This window comes from Bradyrhizobium sp. HKCCYLRH1030, assembly GCF_051168395.1.
Lineage (GTDB): Bacteria > Pseudomonadota > Alphaproteobacteria > Rhizobiales > Xanthobacteraceae > Bradyrhizobium.
In genome coordinates, this window is record NZ_JBNPUY010000009.1 from 26,563 (window position 1) to 43,117 (window position 16,555).

Genomic DNA, 16,555 nt, shown 5'->3' on the forward strand with positions numbered 1-16,555 from the left:
CGCGGATTCAGCGGGAGAATGGCTGAACCGCGGTTGAACGGAGGCATGTCCGTACAGCCCACGCGCAGCTTTTTTGTTCCTCGTCCCCCCGTTCGACCAGCAAGATCGCCGGACGCAGCCGCTCCAGCGGAACGATCGCCTCGATTACAGCTGCTGCACGTCGACCACGCCGGTCACCGCCTTGATGGCACCTGCGATTTGTGGCGAAACCTTGAAGCGCCCCGGCAGCTTCATCTCGACCTCGGTTTCGAGGTCCAGCATCATGACCAGCGACACCTCGCCTTCGCCTGCTGCGGTGCGGGGCGCCAACGGCGGCGCGGCGCTCTTGGCGATCGCCCCGTTGCCATTGACCGCGGCACCTTCCGGCCCCTGCAGGCGCTTGACGATGGAATCGAGCGGCTTGGTGTCGCGCAGGAAGATGCGCAATCCGCGCTGCGTCTTGGCGGCGGCATCATCGAGCGGCTCGGCATGCAGCACCCGCGCGCGGACATCCTCGCCCTGCAGCTCGGCGCCGAGCTGCAGCAGCACCGCCGCGCCCGGCTCGAGCACGTCGCGATATTGTGCGAGGCCCTCAGAGAACAGCACGGCCTCGAAATGGCCGGTCGGATCCGACAGACCCATGATGCCCATCTTGTTGCCGGTCTTGGTGCGCCGCTCCATGCGCGACACCACGGTGGCGGCAACCTTGCCCGCGGTCGCGCCGGTCTTCACCGCACGCGAAAACTCGGCCCAGCTCTGCACGCGCAGGCGCTTCAGCGCCGCCGCGTAGTCGTCGAGCGGATGGCCCGACAGGAAGAAGCCGATCGCATCATATTCGCGCCGCAGACGCTCGGCCGGCAGCCAGTTCTCGATGTTCGGCAGGATGATCGCGGGCGCATCGGCGGCGTTGCCGAACATGTCGTTCTGGCCGGAGGTGGCGGCCTCGTGCGCGCGCTGGCAGGCGGCGACGATCGCGTCCGCGCCGGCGAACACGCGGGCGCGGTTCTTGTCGAGCACGTCGAACGCACCGGCCGCCGCCAACGTCTCGATGATGCGCTTGTTGATCGCGCGCGGATTGACGCGAGAGGCGAAGTCGGCGAGCGAGGTGAACGGGCCGCCCTTGTTGCGGGCCTCGACGATCATCTCGATCGCCTGCGGGCCGACGCCTTTCAACGCCGCGAGCGCGTAGAAGATGGTGTTGCCGCTGACCTCGAAGGTCGGCCCCGAGCGGTTGATCGACGGCGGCTCGACCTTGATGCCGAGGCGCTGCGCCTCGGCACGAAATTCCGAGAGCTTGTCGGTGTTGTTGAGATCGAGCGTCATCGACGCCGCGATGAACTCCACCGGATAATGCGCCTTCATGTAGGCGGTGTGGTAGGACACCAGCGCATAGGCGGCCGCGTGCGACTTGTTGAAGCCGTAGTCGGCGAATTTGGCGAGCAGGTCGAAGATCGTGTCGGCCTGGTCCTTCGGCACGCCGTTCTTGACGGCGCCTTCGACGAAGCGTACGCGCTGCTTGTCCATCTCGGCGCGGATCTTCTTGCCCATGGCGCGCCGCAGGAGATCGGCTTCGCCGAGCGAATAGCCGGACATCTGCTGCGCGACCTGCATCACCTGCTCCTGGTAGATGATGACGCCGAAGGTCTCCTTCAGGATCGGCTCCAGGATCGGGTGCAGATATTCCGGCTCCTCCTCGCCGTGCTTGCGGGCGCAGTAGGTCGGAATGTTGGCCATCGGACCGGGACGATACAGCGCCACCAGCGCGATGATGTCCTCGAAGCGGTCCGGGCGCATGTCGATCAGCGCCCGCCGCATGCCCTGGCTTTCAACCTGGAACACGCCGACCACGTCGCCCCGCGCCAGCATCTGATAGCTCGGCGCGTCGTCGATCGGCAGGGTCGCGAGATCGACGTGGACGTCGCGCTGCTTCAGCAGCTTCACGGCGACGTCGAGCACGGTCAGCGTCTTCAGGCCGAGGAAGTCGAACTTGACGAGGCCGGCGGGCTCGACCCACTTCATGTTGAACTGGGTGACCGGCATGTCCGATTTTGGATCGCGATACATCGGCACCAGCTCGCTCAGCGGCCGGTCGCCGATGACGATGCCGGCGGCGTGGGTCGAGGCATGCCGCGTCAGGCCTTCGAGGCGCATCGCGATGTCGAAGGCGCGCGCCACCACCGGGTCCTCGTCGCGGAAGGCCTGCAGCTTCGGCTCGCCCTCGATCGCGGCGGCGAGCGTCACCGGCGCGGCCGGATTCTGCGGCACCAGCTTGGTGAGCTTGTCGACCTGCCCGTAGGGCATCTGCAGCACGCGGCCGACGTCGCGCAGCACGCCGCGCGCCTGCAGCGTGCCGAAGGTGATGATCTGCGCCACCTGGTCGCGGCCGTAGCGCTGCTGCACGTAGGAGATCACCTCGCCGCGGCGGTCCTGGCAGAAGTCGATGTCGAAGTCCGGCATCGAGACGCGCTCGGGATTGAGGAAGCGCTCGAACAGCAGCGCGAACCGCATCGGGTCGAGGTCGGTGATGGTCAAGACCCAGGCGACCAGCGAGCCTGCACCGGAGCCGCGCCCCGGTCCCACCGGGATGCCGTGCGCCTTGGCCCATTTGATGAAGTCCGACACGATCAGGAAGTAGCCCGCGTACTTCATGCGCATGATGACGTCGAGCTCAAAGGCGAGCCGCTTCTGATAGTCCTCCTCGGTCATGCCCGGCGCCATGCCGTGCACCTTGAGGCGCCGCTCCAGACCCTCCTCCGCCTGTCGCTTCAGCTCGGCGGCCTCGGCGCTGGCGGCGTCCACGGCATCGCTGCCGGTGCCGGCGCCGACCGTGAAGAACGGCAGGATCGGCTTGCGCGTCCGCGGCCGGTACGAACAGCGCTCGGCGATCTCGATCGTCGAGGCCAAGGCCTCCGGAAGGTCGGCGAACAGCACCGCCATCTCGGCACGGGTCTTGAAGCGGTGATCCGGCGTCAGCTGCACGCGCTCGGTGTCGGCGATCAGATGGCCGCCGGCGATGCACAGCAGCGCATCATGCGCCTCGTAGTCGTCGGCGGTCGCGAAATACGGCTCGTTGGTCGCGACCAGCGGCAGGCCCTTGCCATAGGCGATATCGATCAGGCCGCCTTCGACGCGGCGCTCGCGGTCGACGCCGTGGCGCTGCAGCTCGATGTAGAGGCGGTCGCCGAACAGGCTTGCCAGCCGCTCGCAGCGCTGCGTCGCAAGTGCCGCCATGTCGTGCTGGATCGCGAGCGAGATCGGGCCATCGGGCCCGCCCGTGAGCGCGATCAGACCATCGACACCCTCGTTCAGCCACTCGAACTTGATGTGCGGCGCCTGGTGCGTCGGCGTCTCCAGGAAGGCGCGCGAGTTCAGCCGCATCAGGTGGCGGTAGCCCTCCTCGCGTGCGGCGAGCAGGACGATTCGCGAGGGCTGCGCGACCGCGCCGGCATTGCGGGCATTCGGGTCCATGTCGCCGAAATCGATGGCGAGCTCGCAGCCGGCAATCGGCTGGATGCCATAGCTCGCCATCTTGTCGGAGAATTCGAGCGCACCGAACATGTTGTCGGTGTCGGTCAGCGCCAGCGCCGGCTGACGGTCGGCCTTGGCGAGTTCGCCGAGCTTGCCGATCTTGATCGAGCCCTTCAGCAGCGAATAGGCGGAATGGACGTGGAGATGGACGAATCCGGCGCTGGACATGCTCGCCTTGCAGCTTCCCTGGGGCTTGTTCCGAGATCACGGTGCGGGGCCAAGCCTTGGGCTCGGCTCGAAGTCATGAACCGCCATGACCCTAGACCCCGACCGACTCGCTCCGCATCATATCGGACGACCTCCGGCGAGTCCGGCGCCCTCGCCTGCCTTGTCCCCAGCCGCTGCGCTCGGAAAACTAAAGCTGTGGAATGATTTGCGCCCAGAGCGCGATCATGCCGACGAACAGCGTGATCGACGCCAGCGTGGCGGCTTCTTGAACGAAAACCTTCAGCATCGGGACCTCCCTGAGTCAGAACATATGAAGAACAATGTTCCTTTTCTGTTCTCAGGTCAAGCGCGCTGATCGGATCATCGCCGCGCCGGCACAGCAAATGGTTAACCCGCCTCCGCAAACAAAAAGCCCCGGCGCGAACGCCGGGGCTTTCCAATCCGCCGATCGAGCGAGGATCGACTCAGTACCGCGTCGCGACCGGGCCGCCGAAGCGGTAGTTCAGGCGGGCGGTGAACAGATCGACGTCCTGCTTGATGCTGTCGGAGCCGAGCGCGCCGAAGCTGACGGTCTGGCGGTCCATGAACAGATGGTCGTACTCGACGCCCAGCGACCAGTTCGGCGCAAAGCCGTATTCGACGCCGGCACCGACCACGCCGCCCCAGCGCGTGTCGTCGTTGGAGGCGAGGAACGCGCCGGTCGCCGCGTTGGTGATCGTGTACTTGTTGCTGGTCACGGCCGCGCCGCCCTTGGCGTAGAGCAGCACGTTGTTGATGGCGTAGCCGACCTGGCCGGTGAACAGGCCGAACGCATCGGTCTTGGTGCGGTTACGCGTTCCGAACAGCGCGCTCTGATTGTCGCCGGTGAGGTCGGCCCAGTTGCCCTGCGCCTCAACGCCGAACACGATCTGGCCCATCTGCCAGCGATAGCCGACCTGGCCACCGACGGTGCCGCCGGATGCATCATGCGAACCCTCGCGGCCGCCGCCGACCAGATCCCAGGTGTTCTCGCTCCAGCCGCCGCCACCGTTCGCGCCGATGTAGAAGCCGCTCCAGTCATAGATCGCAGCCATCACCGGCGGCGGTGCCTTCGTGTAGGGACGCGCAGCGAGATCCGCGGCAAGCGCCGGCGAGGCCAGCACCACGAGCGCCGTCGTCGTCAACAGAAGTTTCTTCATCACAGGTCCAGTCTCGTCTCATTTGGCCCCCAGGCCAGCCGCACCTCTTACCGATCTGCGCCACAATTGCTGTAGCCGCTCAGTCACAGCTCGCTGCTGAAAGGCCACGAGACATGTTAGGAAATTAATCTTTAATCACAGTGTGTTGATGGAACTTTCCAGCTTGCAATCGAGGGCCGACCGACTACACACGCGTGAGGGCCGTCGCGCCGGCGCTTCGCCATGAAGCGCGCGCGTTCTGGTCATCAAGGGATGAAGGGAGATCGTTGATGCGTGAGGTTTTATTTGCGGCCCTGGCTGCAGCCGGCCTCGTGGTCGCAACCCATGCGCCGGCTCACGCCGTCGGTGTCAGGCATGCGTTCTGTCTGCAGGGTGATGAGTTTCCGGGCTTGAGCCACTGCACCTTCGACACTTACGCGCAATGCCAGGCGACGGCGTCGGGACGCCTGCTGAACTGCATCGCGAACCCCTATTTCGCCGGTGTCAGCAATGACCCGCGCGCGACGCCCTATCCGTATCCGCACAGGCAGCGGATCAGGCCGCGTCCGCCGGCGCCGAATCCCTACGCGCCGTTCCCCAACCCGTTCGTGTTCGAAGAGGACTGACCCGTCCCCGCCTTCGACGCAGCGAGCCGCCGTCTCAGGCCATACCATCGAAGGTTCGTCGAAGCCGCGGCTTCGACGAACCGGAGCAATCAAGGGTGACGTTGCGTCAGCGCATCATCCCGAAACCCGGGCCGAACTTGTAGTTCAGCTTCACGAGCCCGATGTCGACGTCCTGCTTGATGCGATGAGTCATCGCGGGCGCGCCGGCCGCGGCGACGAAGTTCAGGTTCTTGTTGCCCAGGAAGATGTGGTCGTACTCGACGCCGACCGACCAGTTCGGCGCAAAGCCATATTCGAGGCCGGCACCGATCGTACCGCCCCAACGCGTCGTGTTGGCGCGATCGAGCATCACGTTGGTGCCCGTGGTGAAGGTGTCGTAGCGATCGCCGACGACCGCGGCACCGCCCTTGATATAGCCGAGAATGTTGTCGAAGGCATAGCCGACCTGGCCGGTGAACAGGCCGAAGCCGTTGGTGCGTGAACGGTCGCTGACATTGGGAAGAATCAGGTTGCGATTCGTGCCTTTGAAATTCGCCCAGTCGCCCTGCGCCTCGACGCCGAACACCCAGTTGGCCATCTGATAGCGGTAGCCGACCTGGCCGCCGACGGCCGCGCCGCCGCCGCCGGAGCAACCTTCGCGGTTGGCTGCTGGGTTCACCGCCACACCGGCGTTCGAAACCAGATTCCAGCAATCCCGGCTGGAACCTCCGCCGGCGTTGAAGCCGACATAGAAGCCGCTCCAGTCATACACCGTCGCCACGACGGCGGGCGGCGCCTTGGTGTACGGCCCCTTCTTCATTGGAAGATCAGCTGCGAATGCAGACGTCGCCGCGGCGATTGCGCCGAGCCCCACCGTTGCGCCGAAAAGCGTCTTCATCATCGAACTCCGTAGCTTCTGTCCCAAAGTCCCCAGGCCCCCTGGTTCCGTGCGAAAAACATGCAGCGCGACGAAGCGACTATGCCACCCGCATTCGCTCCGCCGACATCAACCGATGTGCAGATCAGAACCATTCTTTCCGGCTTTTATGGGATTGGACGCAAAGGCCTGTTTTTCAAGGCTTTGCCGGCAACATGAACAAACAACTAATAAGATGTAAGGAGGAGTCGTGGCCGGCGTCCATCCATGGCCACAATGCGAGCGACGGCAAAATCGTGATCGGGAAACTCCCGGTCACGGAACGACCCCTGTCACGTCTCAGTCGTGAATTCTTCAGGGCAGCACGACGAGTCTTGCGAATGCGTAGCATCATCATGCGCAAAGCGGACGAATGTGTGGTGCTTCCCGGCCGACGCGGAATGCACGCTCGTCCGGAGCCGCATCGTCATCACGTGCAGTAGATCGCCAACTTCAGCGCGGGATCGTCGTTGGACTGGAACGTCGCGTATCGCAGCCTCACGCGGCCCTTCTTCGGATGCTCGAGCAGCTTCTCGCCGGCAGCAAGCGCATTGACGTCGTGCGCCGCCCACAGGCCATCGAACTCGCGGCTGCCGCGCCGCAGCCGCGCGATCAGATCGACGAAGGCGGGATCGCCCGCCCACAGATCATAGGTCGCGCGAAACTGCGCGACCATGCGTTGCGCCAGCTCCTTCCATTGCGCGCCGAACAGCCGGCGCACGCCGGGCTTGCACAGCATCAGCACCAACGTGTTGCGCTCATCGTCGGCGAGTTGCGAGAAGCCGAAGATCTCGTCTGCCGCGGCATTCCAGGCCAGCACGTCCCACCGCCGTCCGGAGATGTAGGCCGGCTGGTTCAGACTCTGCACGAGTTCGCGCAGTCGCAGCGGCACCTGCTCGCGCACGAACGGCTTGCGCGCGGGATCGCGCACCAGCGCCTTGAGATGAGCGTGCTCGGTTCGGCTCAGGCGCAGGGCGCGCGCCAGCGCATCGATGGTCGAGGAGGACGGCTTCACGGCGCGGCCCTGCTCGATTCGGATGTACCAGTCGACACCGATGCCGGCGAGCTCGGCCACTTCCTCCCGCCGCAGCCCCGCGGTGCGTCGCCGCCGCCCGGCCGCGAGCCCGACCGCCTGCGGCGTCAGCTTCTCGCGCCGCGAGCGCAGGAAGTTGCCGAGTTCGGCATGTCTTGGATCACTCATCTCCGAGATCACTCATGGTTCGCCCCCGATGGCAGTGCGCCCAGCCTGGGCTTCTTCAACCCTAGGATAATACCAGGCCTTCTTGCGCGTAGGATAGACCGGCAGACTGGTGCCTCGCCATCGCGAAAATGGAGAAGATCATGAAGGCCGCAGTGCTCAAACGATTTGGATCGCCGCTCGAGATCGAGCATGTCGAAGACCCCGTGCTCGGCACCGGCGAGGTGATCGTCGACATCGCCGCAGCCGGCGTGCTGTCCTATGCGAATGAAGTGTTCAGCGGAGAACGCAAATATCTGCTGGAACTGCCGGTCATCCCGGGAACGAGCGGCATCGGCAGGGTCAGCGCGCTCGGCCCCGATGCCACGCATCTTGCGATTGGCGACTGGGTGTTCTGCGATCCGACGGTGCGCTCACGTGACAATGCGCTCGCCCCCGACATAACCCTGCAAGGCCTGAGCGCGCGCGGACCGGGCGGGCTCAAGCTACAACGGCATTTCCGGCACGGCTCGTTCGCCGAGCGCATGCGGCTGCCAACGGAGAACGCCAAGCCGATCGGTGTCATCGATGCCCGCGACGCGGCGCGGTGGTGCGCGCTCGGCACCCTGCTCGTGCCCTATGGCGGCTTTCTTGCCGCCAATCTGCAGGCGGGCGAGACCGTGCTGGTCAGCGGCGCCACCGGCAGGTTCGGCAGCGCCGCAGTCGCGGTGGCGCTGGCCATGGGCGCCGCTGCGGTCGTGGCGCCCGGTCGCAACGAGGCCATGCTGGCCGAGCTCCAGCGCCGGTTCGGCGCACGCATCCATCCAGTCAGGCTGTCGGGCCATGAAAGCGAGGACACCGAGCGCATGAAGCGCGCCGCGCCCGGCCCGATCGACTGCGTGCTCGACATCATGCCGCCCTCGGTCACGACCAATGTCGTGCGGACCGCCCTGATGACCGTACGTCCCTATGGGCGCGTGGTGTTGATGGGCGGAGTCGGCATGCTCGGCGGCCCCGGGCTCGAGCTGCCCTATCCCTGGATCATGCGCGACTGCATCACCATCCGCGGCGTTTGGATGTGCCCGCCGACAGCGACAGTGAAGATGGTGGGACTGATCAGGGCCGGACTGCTCGACCTCGCGCAGTTCGAGCCGACCTGTTTCGACCTCGACCATGCCAACGACGCGGTCGCCCATGCCGCCGCCCATCGCGAGCCGTTCAAGATGACGGTGATCAGGCCCTGACTGCGGCCGGACTCAGTCGAGCTCGACGACCTTGCCGCCGACGATGGAGACGCGCCGGTCCATGCGGCCGGCCAGCTCCATGTTGTGGGTCGCGATCAGCATCGCGACCCGCGTGGCCTTCACGAGCTGCATCAGCGCGTGAAAGACGTGATCGGCGGTACCAGGATCGAGATTGCCGGTCGGCTCGTCCGCCAGCAGCGCACGCGGCGCATTGGCGACCGCACGCGCGATCGCGACGCGTTGCTGCTCGCCGCCGGAAAGCTCGGCCGGGCGGTGCTTGATGCGCTCGCCGAGCCCGAGATAAGCCAGGATCTCGGTCGCCCGCTTCACCGTCTCGGACCGTTTCAAGCCGCGGATCATTTGCGGCAGCATCACGTTCTCCAGCGCCGTGAACTCCGGCAGCAGCCGGTGCGACTGGTAGACGAAACCGATGTCGGTCCTGCGCATCTGGGTGCGCTCGATGTCGGTCAACTGCGACGTCGGCACGCCTCCGACATAGACCTCGCCCTCGTCGGGGCTCTCCAGGAGGCCCGCGATGTGCAGCAATGTCGACTTGCCCGAGCCCGACGGCGCCACCAGCGCCACCGACTGACCGGCCCACAGCGCCAGCTTGGCGCCGTCCAGAATGGTCAGTTGCTGCTCACCCTGCATGTACCGCCGCTTGATCTCGTGGAGATAAACGACCGGCACATCCTCTGCCCCCTGCTCTTCCATCAGCGCCTCACTCGTAGCGAAGCGCTTCGACCGGGTCTAATCGGGCCGCGCGCCAGGATGGATACAGCGTAGCCAGGAAAGACAGGGTCAAGGCCATGATCAGAACGGCCGCAGTCTCGCCGGCATCGATCTCAGCCGGCAGCTTCGACAGGAAATAGAGTTCATTGGGAAACAGATCGGTGCTCGTCAGCCAGGACAAAAACTTCCTGATCGAATCGATGTTCATCGAGATCAGGAGGCCGACGACGAATCCGGTGAGCGTGCCGACCACCCCGATCGAGGCGCCGGTGATCAGGAATATCCGCATGATCGCCCCCTGCGAAGCCCCCATGGTCCGCAGCACGGCGATGTCCTGGCCCTTGTCCTTGACCAGCATGATCAGTCCCGAAACGATGTTGAGCGCGGCGACCAGCACGATCAAGGTCAGGATCAGGAACATCACGTTACGCTCGACCTGCAGCGCATTGAAGAAGGTCGAGTTACGCTGGCGCCAGTCGACGAGAAAGATCGGGCGGCCGGCCGCCTCGGTGACCGTCTTGCGAAACTCCTCCACCTTGTCGGGATTGCTGGTGAAGATCTCGATCGCGGTGACGTCGTTGTTGCGGTTGAAATAGGCCTGCGCCTCGGCCAGCGGCATGAAGACGAAGCTGGCGTCGTATTCCGACATGCCGATCTCGAACACCGCCGCGATCTTGTAGGGCTTGATGCGCGGCGTGGTGCCCATCGGCGTCACGGCGCCCTTCGGGGCGACCAGGGTGATGCTGTCACCGGCATGCAGCGACAATTGGTCCGCGAGCCGGCGGCCGATCGCGACGCCCTGGCCTTCGTCGAAACCTTCCAGCGAACCCTGCTTGATGTTCTTGGCGATCGACGTCAGGTTCGTGAGGTCCTGCGCGCGAATGCCGCGGATGAACACGCCTGACGCATTGAATGGCGACGAGCCCAGACCCTGTCCGTCAACCACCGGCGCGGCAAGTCGGATGCCCTGCACCTGCGCGATCCGCTCGGAGACGTCCTTCCAGTCGGTGAGCGGCGACTCCAGCGGCTGCACCAGCAGATGCCCGTTCAGACCGAGGATCTTGTCGAGCAGCTCCTTGCGGAAGCCGTTCATCACCGCCATCACGATGATCAGGGTGGCGACGCCCAGCATGATGCCGAGGAAGGAGAACCCCGCGATGACGGAGATGAACCCTTCCCTGCGGCGCGCGCGCAGATAGCGCCCCGACAGCATCCACTCGAAGGGAGCGAAGGGGGTGGTGGTCTGCACCGGTTCGGTCATGGCGTCATCCATTGTGCGATCATCCCATGATTCGGGCCGAATGTGGCCGGATTGGCCTGAAGGGGACGGGCAGCCCCGGTGGATAATCCGATGATCGAACGCGCGTCTCAGCCAGCCAATGTCCCGCCGCCGAGCCGTGCCACGACGTCCGCGGGGGACATCATCTGGCGGGCGCCGTCGCTGCGGGTCTTCACCTCGACCTTGCCCTCGGCGAGGCTCTTGGGGCCAACCATGATCTGCCAGGGGATGCCGATGAGGTCCGCCGTGGCGAACTTGCCGCCGGCGCGCTGCTCGGTGTCGTCGTAAAGCACGTCGACCCCCTTGGCGAGGAGATCGCGATAAAGCTGCTCGCAGGCGACATCGGTGTCGGAACCGCCCTGCTTCAGGTTGAGGATGACGGCGCGGAACGGGGCGACCTCCTCCGGCCATTTGATGCCGGCCTCGTCGTGACAGGCCTCGATGATCGCACCAGCCAGCCGTGACACGCCGACGCCGTAGGAGCCGCCATGGATGGTGACCTCCGCCCCATCGGGGCCGGCGACCAGCGCCTTCATCGGCTCGGAATATTTGGTGCCGAAATAGAAGATCTGGCCGACCTCGATGCCGCGGGTATGGACCCGCCGCTCAGCCGGCACCTCGGCTTCGAAGCGGGCGGCGTCATGGACGTCCTCGGTCGCCGCATAGAGCGACGTCCATTGCTTGATGATCGGCGTCAGGTCGCCGTCATAATCGACGGACGCCGGCGGGATCGGCAGGTCGAGCACGTCGCGGTCGCAGTAGACGCCGGATTCACCGGTCTCCGCGAGCACGATGAATTCGTGGCTGAGATCGCCGCCGATCGGACCGGTCTCGGCGCGCATCGGGATGCCCTTCAGGCCCATCCGCGCGAAGGTGCGCAAGTACGCGACGAACATCCTGTTGTAGGCGCGCCGCGCGCCGGCCTCGTCGAGGTCGAACGAATAGGCGTCCTTCATCAGGAACTCGCGGCCGCGCATCACGCCGAAACGCGGACGCTGCTCGTCGCGGAATTTCCATTGGATATGATAGAGATTGAGCGGCAGGTTGCGGTAGGACTTCACATAGGCACGGAAGATTTCCGTGATCATTTCCTCGTTGGTCGGCCCGTACAACAACTCACGCTTGTGGCGGTCGCTGATACGCAGCATCTCCGGGCCATAGGCATCGTAGCGGCCGCTCTCGCGCCAGAGGTCAGCGAGCTGCAGGGTCGGCATCAACAGCTCCAGCGCACCGGCGCGGTTCTGCTCCTCGCGCACGATCTGCTCGATCTTCTTCAGCACCTTGAAGCCCAGCGGCAGCCAGGCATAGATGCCGGCCGCCTCCTGCCGCAGCATGCCGGCGCGCAGCATCAACCGGTGCGAGACGATCTCGGCTTCCTTCGGATTTTCTTTCAGAATGGGCAGGAAAAACCGCGACAGACGCATGGGCGAGGCCTTCGAGATTCGGTTCGAGCTGGCGCAGTCAAACCGGATCAGGCGGCAAAACACAAGGCTGGGTTTGAAAAAAGGCGGCTAAGCCGCCGGATTCCCAATCAATTTACCGGTTCCGCTGAAGTGGAGGATGAACGGCGCACGTCGCCGTGATGAGGCTCGCGCAGGGCGACCGGGCAAGATCCCCGCGCCCCGGCCGTCTTAGTGCCCCCGCCCCTGCTCCGAGGACCATTTGTCGAGATCGCCGATCTCGGCGCTGCCTTCGATGGTCGAGACCGCGCCCTCGCGGGTCACGAGTATCGTGCGCGGGATATCACCCTGCCAGGACGGATCGATCTCGAACCGGAGACGCTCGATATATCCGTCGTTGAAGATGAAGTTCTCCGCCGTGGTGAGTCCGGCCTTGTCCAGCATGGCCTGGGTCGCAGCGTTCAGGTTCGGCACCAAATCGGCGCTGACGGTGACGACGTCGATCTCGGGATGATCGGACATGAACTTGCCGAGCTGCGGCAGCTCGATCTTGCAGGGGCCGCAGGTGACGCCCCAGAAATGGATCAGCGTCGGACGACCCGCATGGGCCCGCAGCACCTCGCGCCAGGTGCCGCGCTCGAACGGCTTGAGCGATGGCGGTGCTGCGGTGCTCGACGCCGTCAAGGCGACGAAGCCAAAGATCGCAAGGGCGGCGAATGGGCGTTTCATGACTCATCTCCGATCGGCTGCAACCGATAGCCATCAGACTTGGTCATCCAGGACAGGAAGATCTGCCTGCCATGGGCGACCAGCAGCGGGTGATCCGACGCATTGTCCGTGCTGGCAAGGGCGCGCGGCTTCGACCACGTCTCGCCATCGTCCCGCGATTGCATTCCCATCACCGTGGTGCGCTCGCCGTCGAACTCCTTCCACACCAGCGTCGTGCTGTCCTGGGTCGCGAGCACATAGGGCCGCGTCGGATTGCGGTCGGCCTGGCCGATCGCCATGGGTTCCGAGAACGTCCGGCCACCGTCGCGCGAATGCGCGTAGAACAGCCCTTTGCGAACCTTGCCGCTTGTGAACCAGGCGACATGATACGTGCCCGCCGGCGACACGGTCAGGCTCGGCCCCTGATGCGGGCAGGCCTTGATCTGCCAATCATCGGTGCTGACCCGGTAGACCTCGCCCGGTTTGGCGAGGTCGCTGAAGGTGATCACGGCGTGGTCGCGCACGCTGCCTTCGAAGATATTGCGGAACATCACCACCGGACGTCCCGGCCCCGCGAAGGCAACGCCGAGCCGGCAACATTCGCAGGTGTTGTCCTGGGCCAGCGTCGCTTCGGCATAGGTGGCGCCGCCATCGCGCGATGATGAGAAGAACAATCCCGCGCCCTCGTAGGCGCGCCCGGCGGCCTTCGCCGGCACCCGGTTGCGCTTGTCGAGCCACGCCACGAAGACGGTGCCGTCCTGGTCCAGCGCCAGCGCCTCGAAGCGCTGGCTTTCGTTGTTTGGCGTGATGGGACGAGGCGCCGCGAAGCTTTTGCCGCCATCATCCGACCGGGAGTACAGCACCTGCCCGTTGAACGCCTGGTCGCGGAAGATCGAGAACGCCACCGCTATGACGCCTTTGCCGTCGACCACCAGCTTCGGACGGGCATCGGGCCCCCAGTCGAGATTGAGCTGCTGCTCGGTGACCGGTACGGCGGCGGAATACGTTTTCCCGCCGTCGGTCGAGCCCGCCACCGACACCCGTCCTCCGGCCATCCAGACGAGCCAGAGCTTGCCGTCTTCAGCGAAGAACGGCGTCACCTTGGTGGCGCATCGGAGCTCGGTGCCCTCGCATGCTGCCTCCGATCCGTGCTGGTGCGCCATCTGGGCCTGTACGGACAGCGGCCACATCAGGGCCATGGCGAGTCCGACGACGCAGCCTCGAAGCAATGGCGTCCTTGTCATGTTGTGCCTCATCGGAATGCCACCTTCATGCCAGCGACGAAGGCGCGCGGTGAGCCGGCATAGATCGAGCCAGTGGTATTGGCCAGAACGCTGGCGGGATTTTGAACGCCTGCAGACGTGACCGAGTTCGCGATGTTGTTGGCCGACGCAATATAGGTGCGGTCGAACACGTTCCTGACCTCGAAGAAGACGTTGAGCGACTTGAAGGCTTCGGACGCAAGCTCGGTCCTGTAGTGGACGTTCAGGTTGACCAGCTCGTAGCCGGACGCCCTGAGCAGGTTCGCGTTGTCCATATAGAAGGAATCCTTCCATTGGACCTCGACGAAGGCACCCAGCCCTGCAAGCCTTCCGCTGGCGTGATCATACCCCAGTCGGGCCGTCAGCTCGTTCGGGGAAATCCCTGGAATCTTGTTGCCGGCGCGGTTGAAGCGGAAGACCGTGCCGCTTGTCGGCGCCGTCGTGGAGGTCAGGTTCTCCGTATAGTCGGTATAAATCTCGTCGAGATAGGTGTAGGCGGCCGTGAAGCGCCAGCCGGGCAGGAATCTCCAGTCGGCGGCCAGCTCGACGCCGCGATGCTCCGAGCGCGGGGCGTTGAACGCATAGGTCACGCCGACAACCGGCGTTGCCTGGTTGACGATCTCGTTGCGGAAGAATTCGTAGAAGCCGGTTGCGCTCAGGGTGACCGACTTGTTGGGAGTCCAGTCAAAGCCCAAATCGTAGCCGAGATTGCTTTGCGAGGCGAGATTGGTGTTGTTTCCGGCTGTGCCGCTCGGGAGCACAAACAGGTTCGAGACCTGCGGCGTGCCATATCCCGATGCGACGCGCGCCCGCACCAGCCAGTCGCTGTTCACCTTGTAGAGCAGCGCAAACTCGGGCGCGAGATTGTCGAACTGCCGGTCCGCGGTCGTGAGCGTCGTCCCGGTCCCCCCTGCCGTGTTCACGCCGCGAAGGTGGGTGCGCTCCCAGCCGAGACCGGCCACCGCGGTCAAGGCCGACGTCAGCTTGAGCTCCTCGCGCGCCCGCACGCCGAAATTCGTCGTCTCGCTCAGAAGGTTGGTCGACAAGCGGCCGAGCGTGCCGTTGCCGCCCGGCATGACGTTGAACGTGTCTCCGGACGCGGTGAGCGTATTGTAGAAGGCGCCGAAGAAGCTGGTCGATTCCAGGCCGAAGATCTCGCCCCGCCGGGTGATGTCGCTCATGTAGTTGTAGGACGGATAGTCGCCGACCGCGCTGGTCGACCCGGTCGGCTGGCTGATGTTGCGGTCATCGAACACGAACTGATTGCGCCAGGTCGTGTTGTTGTCGAAATCGTGCTCCCAGCGCCCGCCGACGATGGTGCGGCGGTCGTTGCGGCCGAGCCCGGCCTGCAGCGCCGTCTCTTTGTCAGTTCCAGCCGAGTTGTTGAACCCGTTGTTGAACAACGTGACGCTGCCGCAGCCCGCGGCTGCTGTCGTCCACGTCGCGCAGCCCTGCTGATAAGGGTTCTGATAGTACTGATTCAGCGACGACCGGATTGGCAGCCGCGTGAACAGGTCGTTGTTGATGATCTTGACCGTAAAGCGGTCATCCGGCGTCGCCTTGTAGGTGCCGAGGAAGTTGACGGTCTGGGTGTTGAACCAGCTGTTGCCGAGATAGCCATCGCCGCGGACGTCGCTGGTGAACAACGAGCCCTCGAAATTGCCGACCTTCTTGCCGAACGTCATGTAGTTGCTGAGATAGCCGAAGCTGCCGCCTTCGCTGCCGATCTCCGCACCGTCGATGCTGCTGCCCGGGCGGGTGCGGAAATTGATCGCGCCTCCGGTCGCATAGTTGCCGTAGAGCGCCGAGGACGGCCCGCGGATCACGTCGACCGCACCATAGGCGTGGGGATCGATCAGGTCGCTGCGCGACAGCCCGTCCGGCTGGGTGACTGGAAATCCGTCCTCGAACAGCACGATGTTGCGGATGCCGAAGCCGTTGCGGGCATTGGAGCCGCGGATCGAGATGCCAAGGTCGCGCGGTCCGTTGCCCTGCTTGAGCGAGACGCCGGGGCTTTCGCGCAGGATGTCGCCGACGGAAAACGCAGGCCGGTCATCGTAGCGGCTGCGGTCGATCGTGGTCGCGGTCTGGCCGGTCGGCGACTGGCTGAGCTGGTTGCGGGCGGCGCCGGCACCCGAGGCTCGGTCGGACACCGCTCCTCCCTGTCCGGAGCTGCTGACCACGGATGCGGCAGCCGGCTTTGGCGCGCGCGCGCGGACGGACGTTGCCTGCGTGACCGGCTTGCGCACGGCCCGTTGTGGTGCGGCACGCGGCGCGTCGACGGTGACGGACGGCAATTCCTTCTCGGTCTCGGCGCGCGCGATCGTGGACGATTGCAGCAGCAAGAGCTGCAGTGCGAGCACGCTCACACCACCCAGGGCATGACGACGGAACATGTTT

The 16,555-nt window shown here is 65.0% G+C and carries 12 protein-coding genes; 2 read left to right on the forward strand and 10 right to left on the reverse strand.

From position 1 onward, the window contains the following. Positions 1–144: 144 nt before the first annotated feature. Together dnaE and ACQR1E_RS24550 are read right to left on the reverse strand one after the other, a co-directional pair. Positions 145–3,675, reverse strand: a complete 3,531-nt coding sequence (gene dnaE / locus ACQR1E_RS24545; protein ID WP_316170123.1) for a DNA polymerase III subunit alpha — start codon at positions 3,673–3,675, stop codon at positions 145–147. Between the two features lie 464 nt (positions 3,676–4,139). Continuing rightward, on the reverse strand, positions 4,140–4,853 hold the full coding sequence (locus tag ACQR1E_RS24550) for an outer membrane protein (protein WP_315750905.1): 714 nt from the start codon (positions 4,851–4,853) through the stop codon (positions 4,140–4,142). A gap of 269 nt (positions 4,854–5,122) precedes the next feature. Here ACQR1E_RS24550 and ACQR1E_RS24555 point away from each other — a divergent pair, with 269 nt between their 5' ends. Next, positions 5,123–5,458, forward strand: a complete 336-nt coding sequence (locus tag ACQR1E_RS24555; protein WP_315711587.1) for a DUF3551 domain-containing protein — start codon at positions 5,123–5,125, stop codon at positions 5,456–5,458. 106 nt (positions 5,459–5,564) lie between these two features. Here the strand turns inward: ACQR1E_RS24555 and ACQR1E_RS24560 are convergent, their stop codons facing one another. Together ACQR1E_RS24560 and ACQR1E_RS24565 are read right to left on the reverse strand one after the other, a co-directional pair. Continuing rightward, a complete protein-coding gene (locus tag ACQR1E_RS24560) occupies positions 5,565–6,338 on the reverse strand; it encodes an outer membrane protein (RefSeq protein ID WP_315711586.1) in 774 nt (257 codons plus the stop codon). A 445-nt stretch (positions 6,339–6,783) separates the two neighbouring features. Then, entirely contained in the window at positions 6,784–7,554 is a 771-nt protein-coding gene (locus ACQR1E_RS24565) for a helix-turn-helix transcriptional regulator (protein ID WP_434897665.1), read from the reverse strand. 140 nt (positions 7,555–7,694) lie between these two features. Here ACQR1E_RS24565 and ACQR1E_RS24570 point away from each other — a divergent pair, with 140 nt between their 5' ends. Then, positions 7,695–8,774: an alcohol dehydrogenase catalytic domain-containing protein gene (locus tag ACQR1E_RS24570; protein ID WP_434897666.1), complete on the forward strand. Its 1,080-nt coding sequence runs from the start codon at positions 7,695–7,697 to the stop codon at positions 8,772–8,774. A gap of 12 nt (positions 8,775–8,786) precedes the next feature. On the opposite strand, the gene ACQR1E_RS24575 is transcribed toward ACQR1E_RS24570, so the two are convergent. From ACQR1E_RS24575 to ACQR1E_RS24600, 6 genes are all read right to left on the reverse strand, one after another. Continuing rightward, complete coding sequence (locus ACQR1E_RS24575; RefSeq protein WP_315738246.1) at positions 8,787–9,488, reverse strand: ABC transporter ATP-binding protein; 702 nt, start codon at positions 9,486–9,488, stop codon at positions 8,787–8,789. A 7-nt stretch (positions 9,489–9,495) separates the two neighbouring features. Then, positions 9,496–10,779, reverse strand: coding sequence for a lipoprotein-releasing ABC transporter permease subunit (locus ACQR1E_RS24580; protein WP_315711581.1), 1,284 nt, complete (start codon positions 10,777–10,779; stop codon positions 9,496–9,498). A gap of 95 nt (positions 10,780–10,874) precedes the next feature. Further along, a complete protein-coding gene (proS, locus tag ACQR1E_RS24585) occupies positions 10,875–12,209 on the reverse strand; it encodes a proline--tRNA ligase (RefSeq protein WP_315750902.1) in 1,335 nt (444 codons plus the stop codon). 207 nt (positions 12,210–12,416) lie between these two features. Beyond that, on the reverse strand, positions 12,417–12,914 hold the full coding sequence (locus tag ACQR1E_RS24590) for a TlpA family protein disulfide reductase (RefSeq protein ID WP_434897667.1): 498 nt from the start codon (positions 12,912–12,914) through the stop codon (positions 12,417–12,419). Beyond that, entirely contained in the window at positions 12,911–14,137 is a 1,227-nt protein-coding gene (locus ACQR1E_RS24595; protein ID WP_410052161.1) for an exo-alpha-sialidase, read from the reverse strand. Before ACQR1E_RS24595 ends, ACQR1E_RS24590 begins: the two co-directional genes overlap by 4 nt. Before the next feature lie 8 nt (positions 14,138–14,145). Next, positions 14,146–16,551 carry a TonB-dependent receptor family protein gene (locus tag ACQR1E_RS24600; protein ID WP_434897668.1) on the reverse strand — a complete coding sequence of 802 codons (2,406 nt, stop codon included), beginning with the start codon at positions 16,549–16,551 and terminating at the stop codon, positions 14,146–14,148. Positions 16,552–16,555 lie beyond the last annotated feature (4 nt).

Bases quoted from the DNA above. Each gene is read 5' to 3' on its own strand.
- dnaE (WP_316170123.1), bottom strand. From the start codon at position 3,675: ATGTCCAGCGCCGGATTCGTCCATCTCCACGTCCATTCCGCCTATTCG.
- ACQR1E_RS24550 (WP_315750905.1), bottom strand. From the start codon at position 4,853: ATGAAGAAACTTCTGTTGACGACGACGGCGCTCGTGGTGCTGGCCTCG.
- ACQR1E_RS24555 (WP_315711587.1), top strand. From the start codon at position 5,123: ATGCGTGAGGTTTTATTTGCGGCCCTGGCTGCAGCCGGCCTCGTGGTC.
- ACQR1E_RS24560 (WP_315711586.1), bottom strand. From the start codon at position 6,338: ATGATGAAGACGCTTTTCGGCGCAACGGTGGGGCTCGGCGCAATCGCC.
- ACQR1E_RS24565 (WP_434897665.1), bottom strand. From the start codon at position 7,554: ATGAGTGATCCAAGACATGCCGAACTCGGCAACTTCCTGCGCTCGCGG.
- ACQR1E_RS24570 (WP_434897666.1), top strand. From the start codon at position 7,695: ATGAAGGCCGCAGTGCTCAAACGATTTGGATCGCCGCTCGAGATCGAG.
- ACQR1E_RS24575 (WP_315738246.1), bottom strand. From the start codon at position 9,488: ATGGAAGAGCAGGGGGCAGAGGATGTGCCGGTCGTTTATCTCCACGAG.
- ACQR1E_RS24580 (WP_315711581.1), bottom strand. From the start codon at position 10,779: ATGGATGACGCCATGACCGAACCGGTGCAGACCACCACCCCCTTCGCT.
- proS (WP_315750902.1), bottom strand. From the start codon at position 12,209: ATGCGTCTGTCGCGGTTTTTCCTGCCCATTCTGAAAGAAAATCCGAAG.
- ACQR1E_RS24590 (WP_434897667.1), bottom strand. From the start codon at position 12,914: ATGAAACGCCCATTCGCCGCCCTTGCGATCTTTGGCTTCGTCGCCTTG.
- ACQR1E_RS24595 (WP_410052161.1), bottom strand. From the start codon at position 14,137: ATGACAAGGACGCCATTGCTTCGAGGCTGCGTCGTCGGACTCGCCATG.
- ACQR1E_RS24600 (WP_434897668.1), bottom strand. From the start codon at position 16,551: ATGTTCCGTCGTCATGCCCTGGGTGGTGTGAGCGTGCTCGCACTGCAG.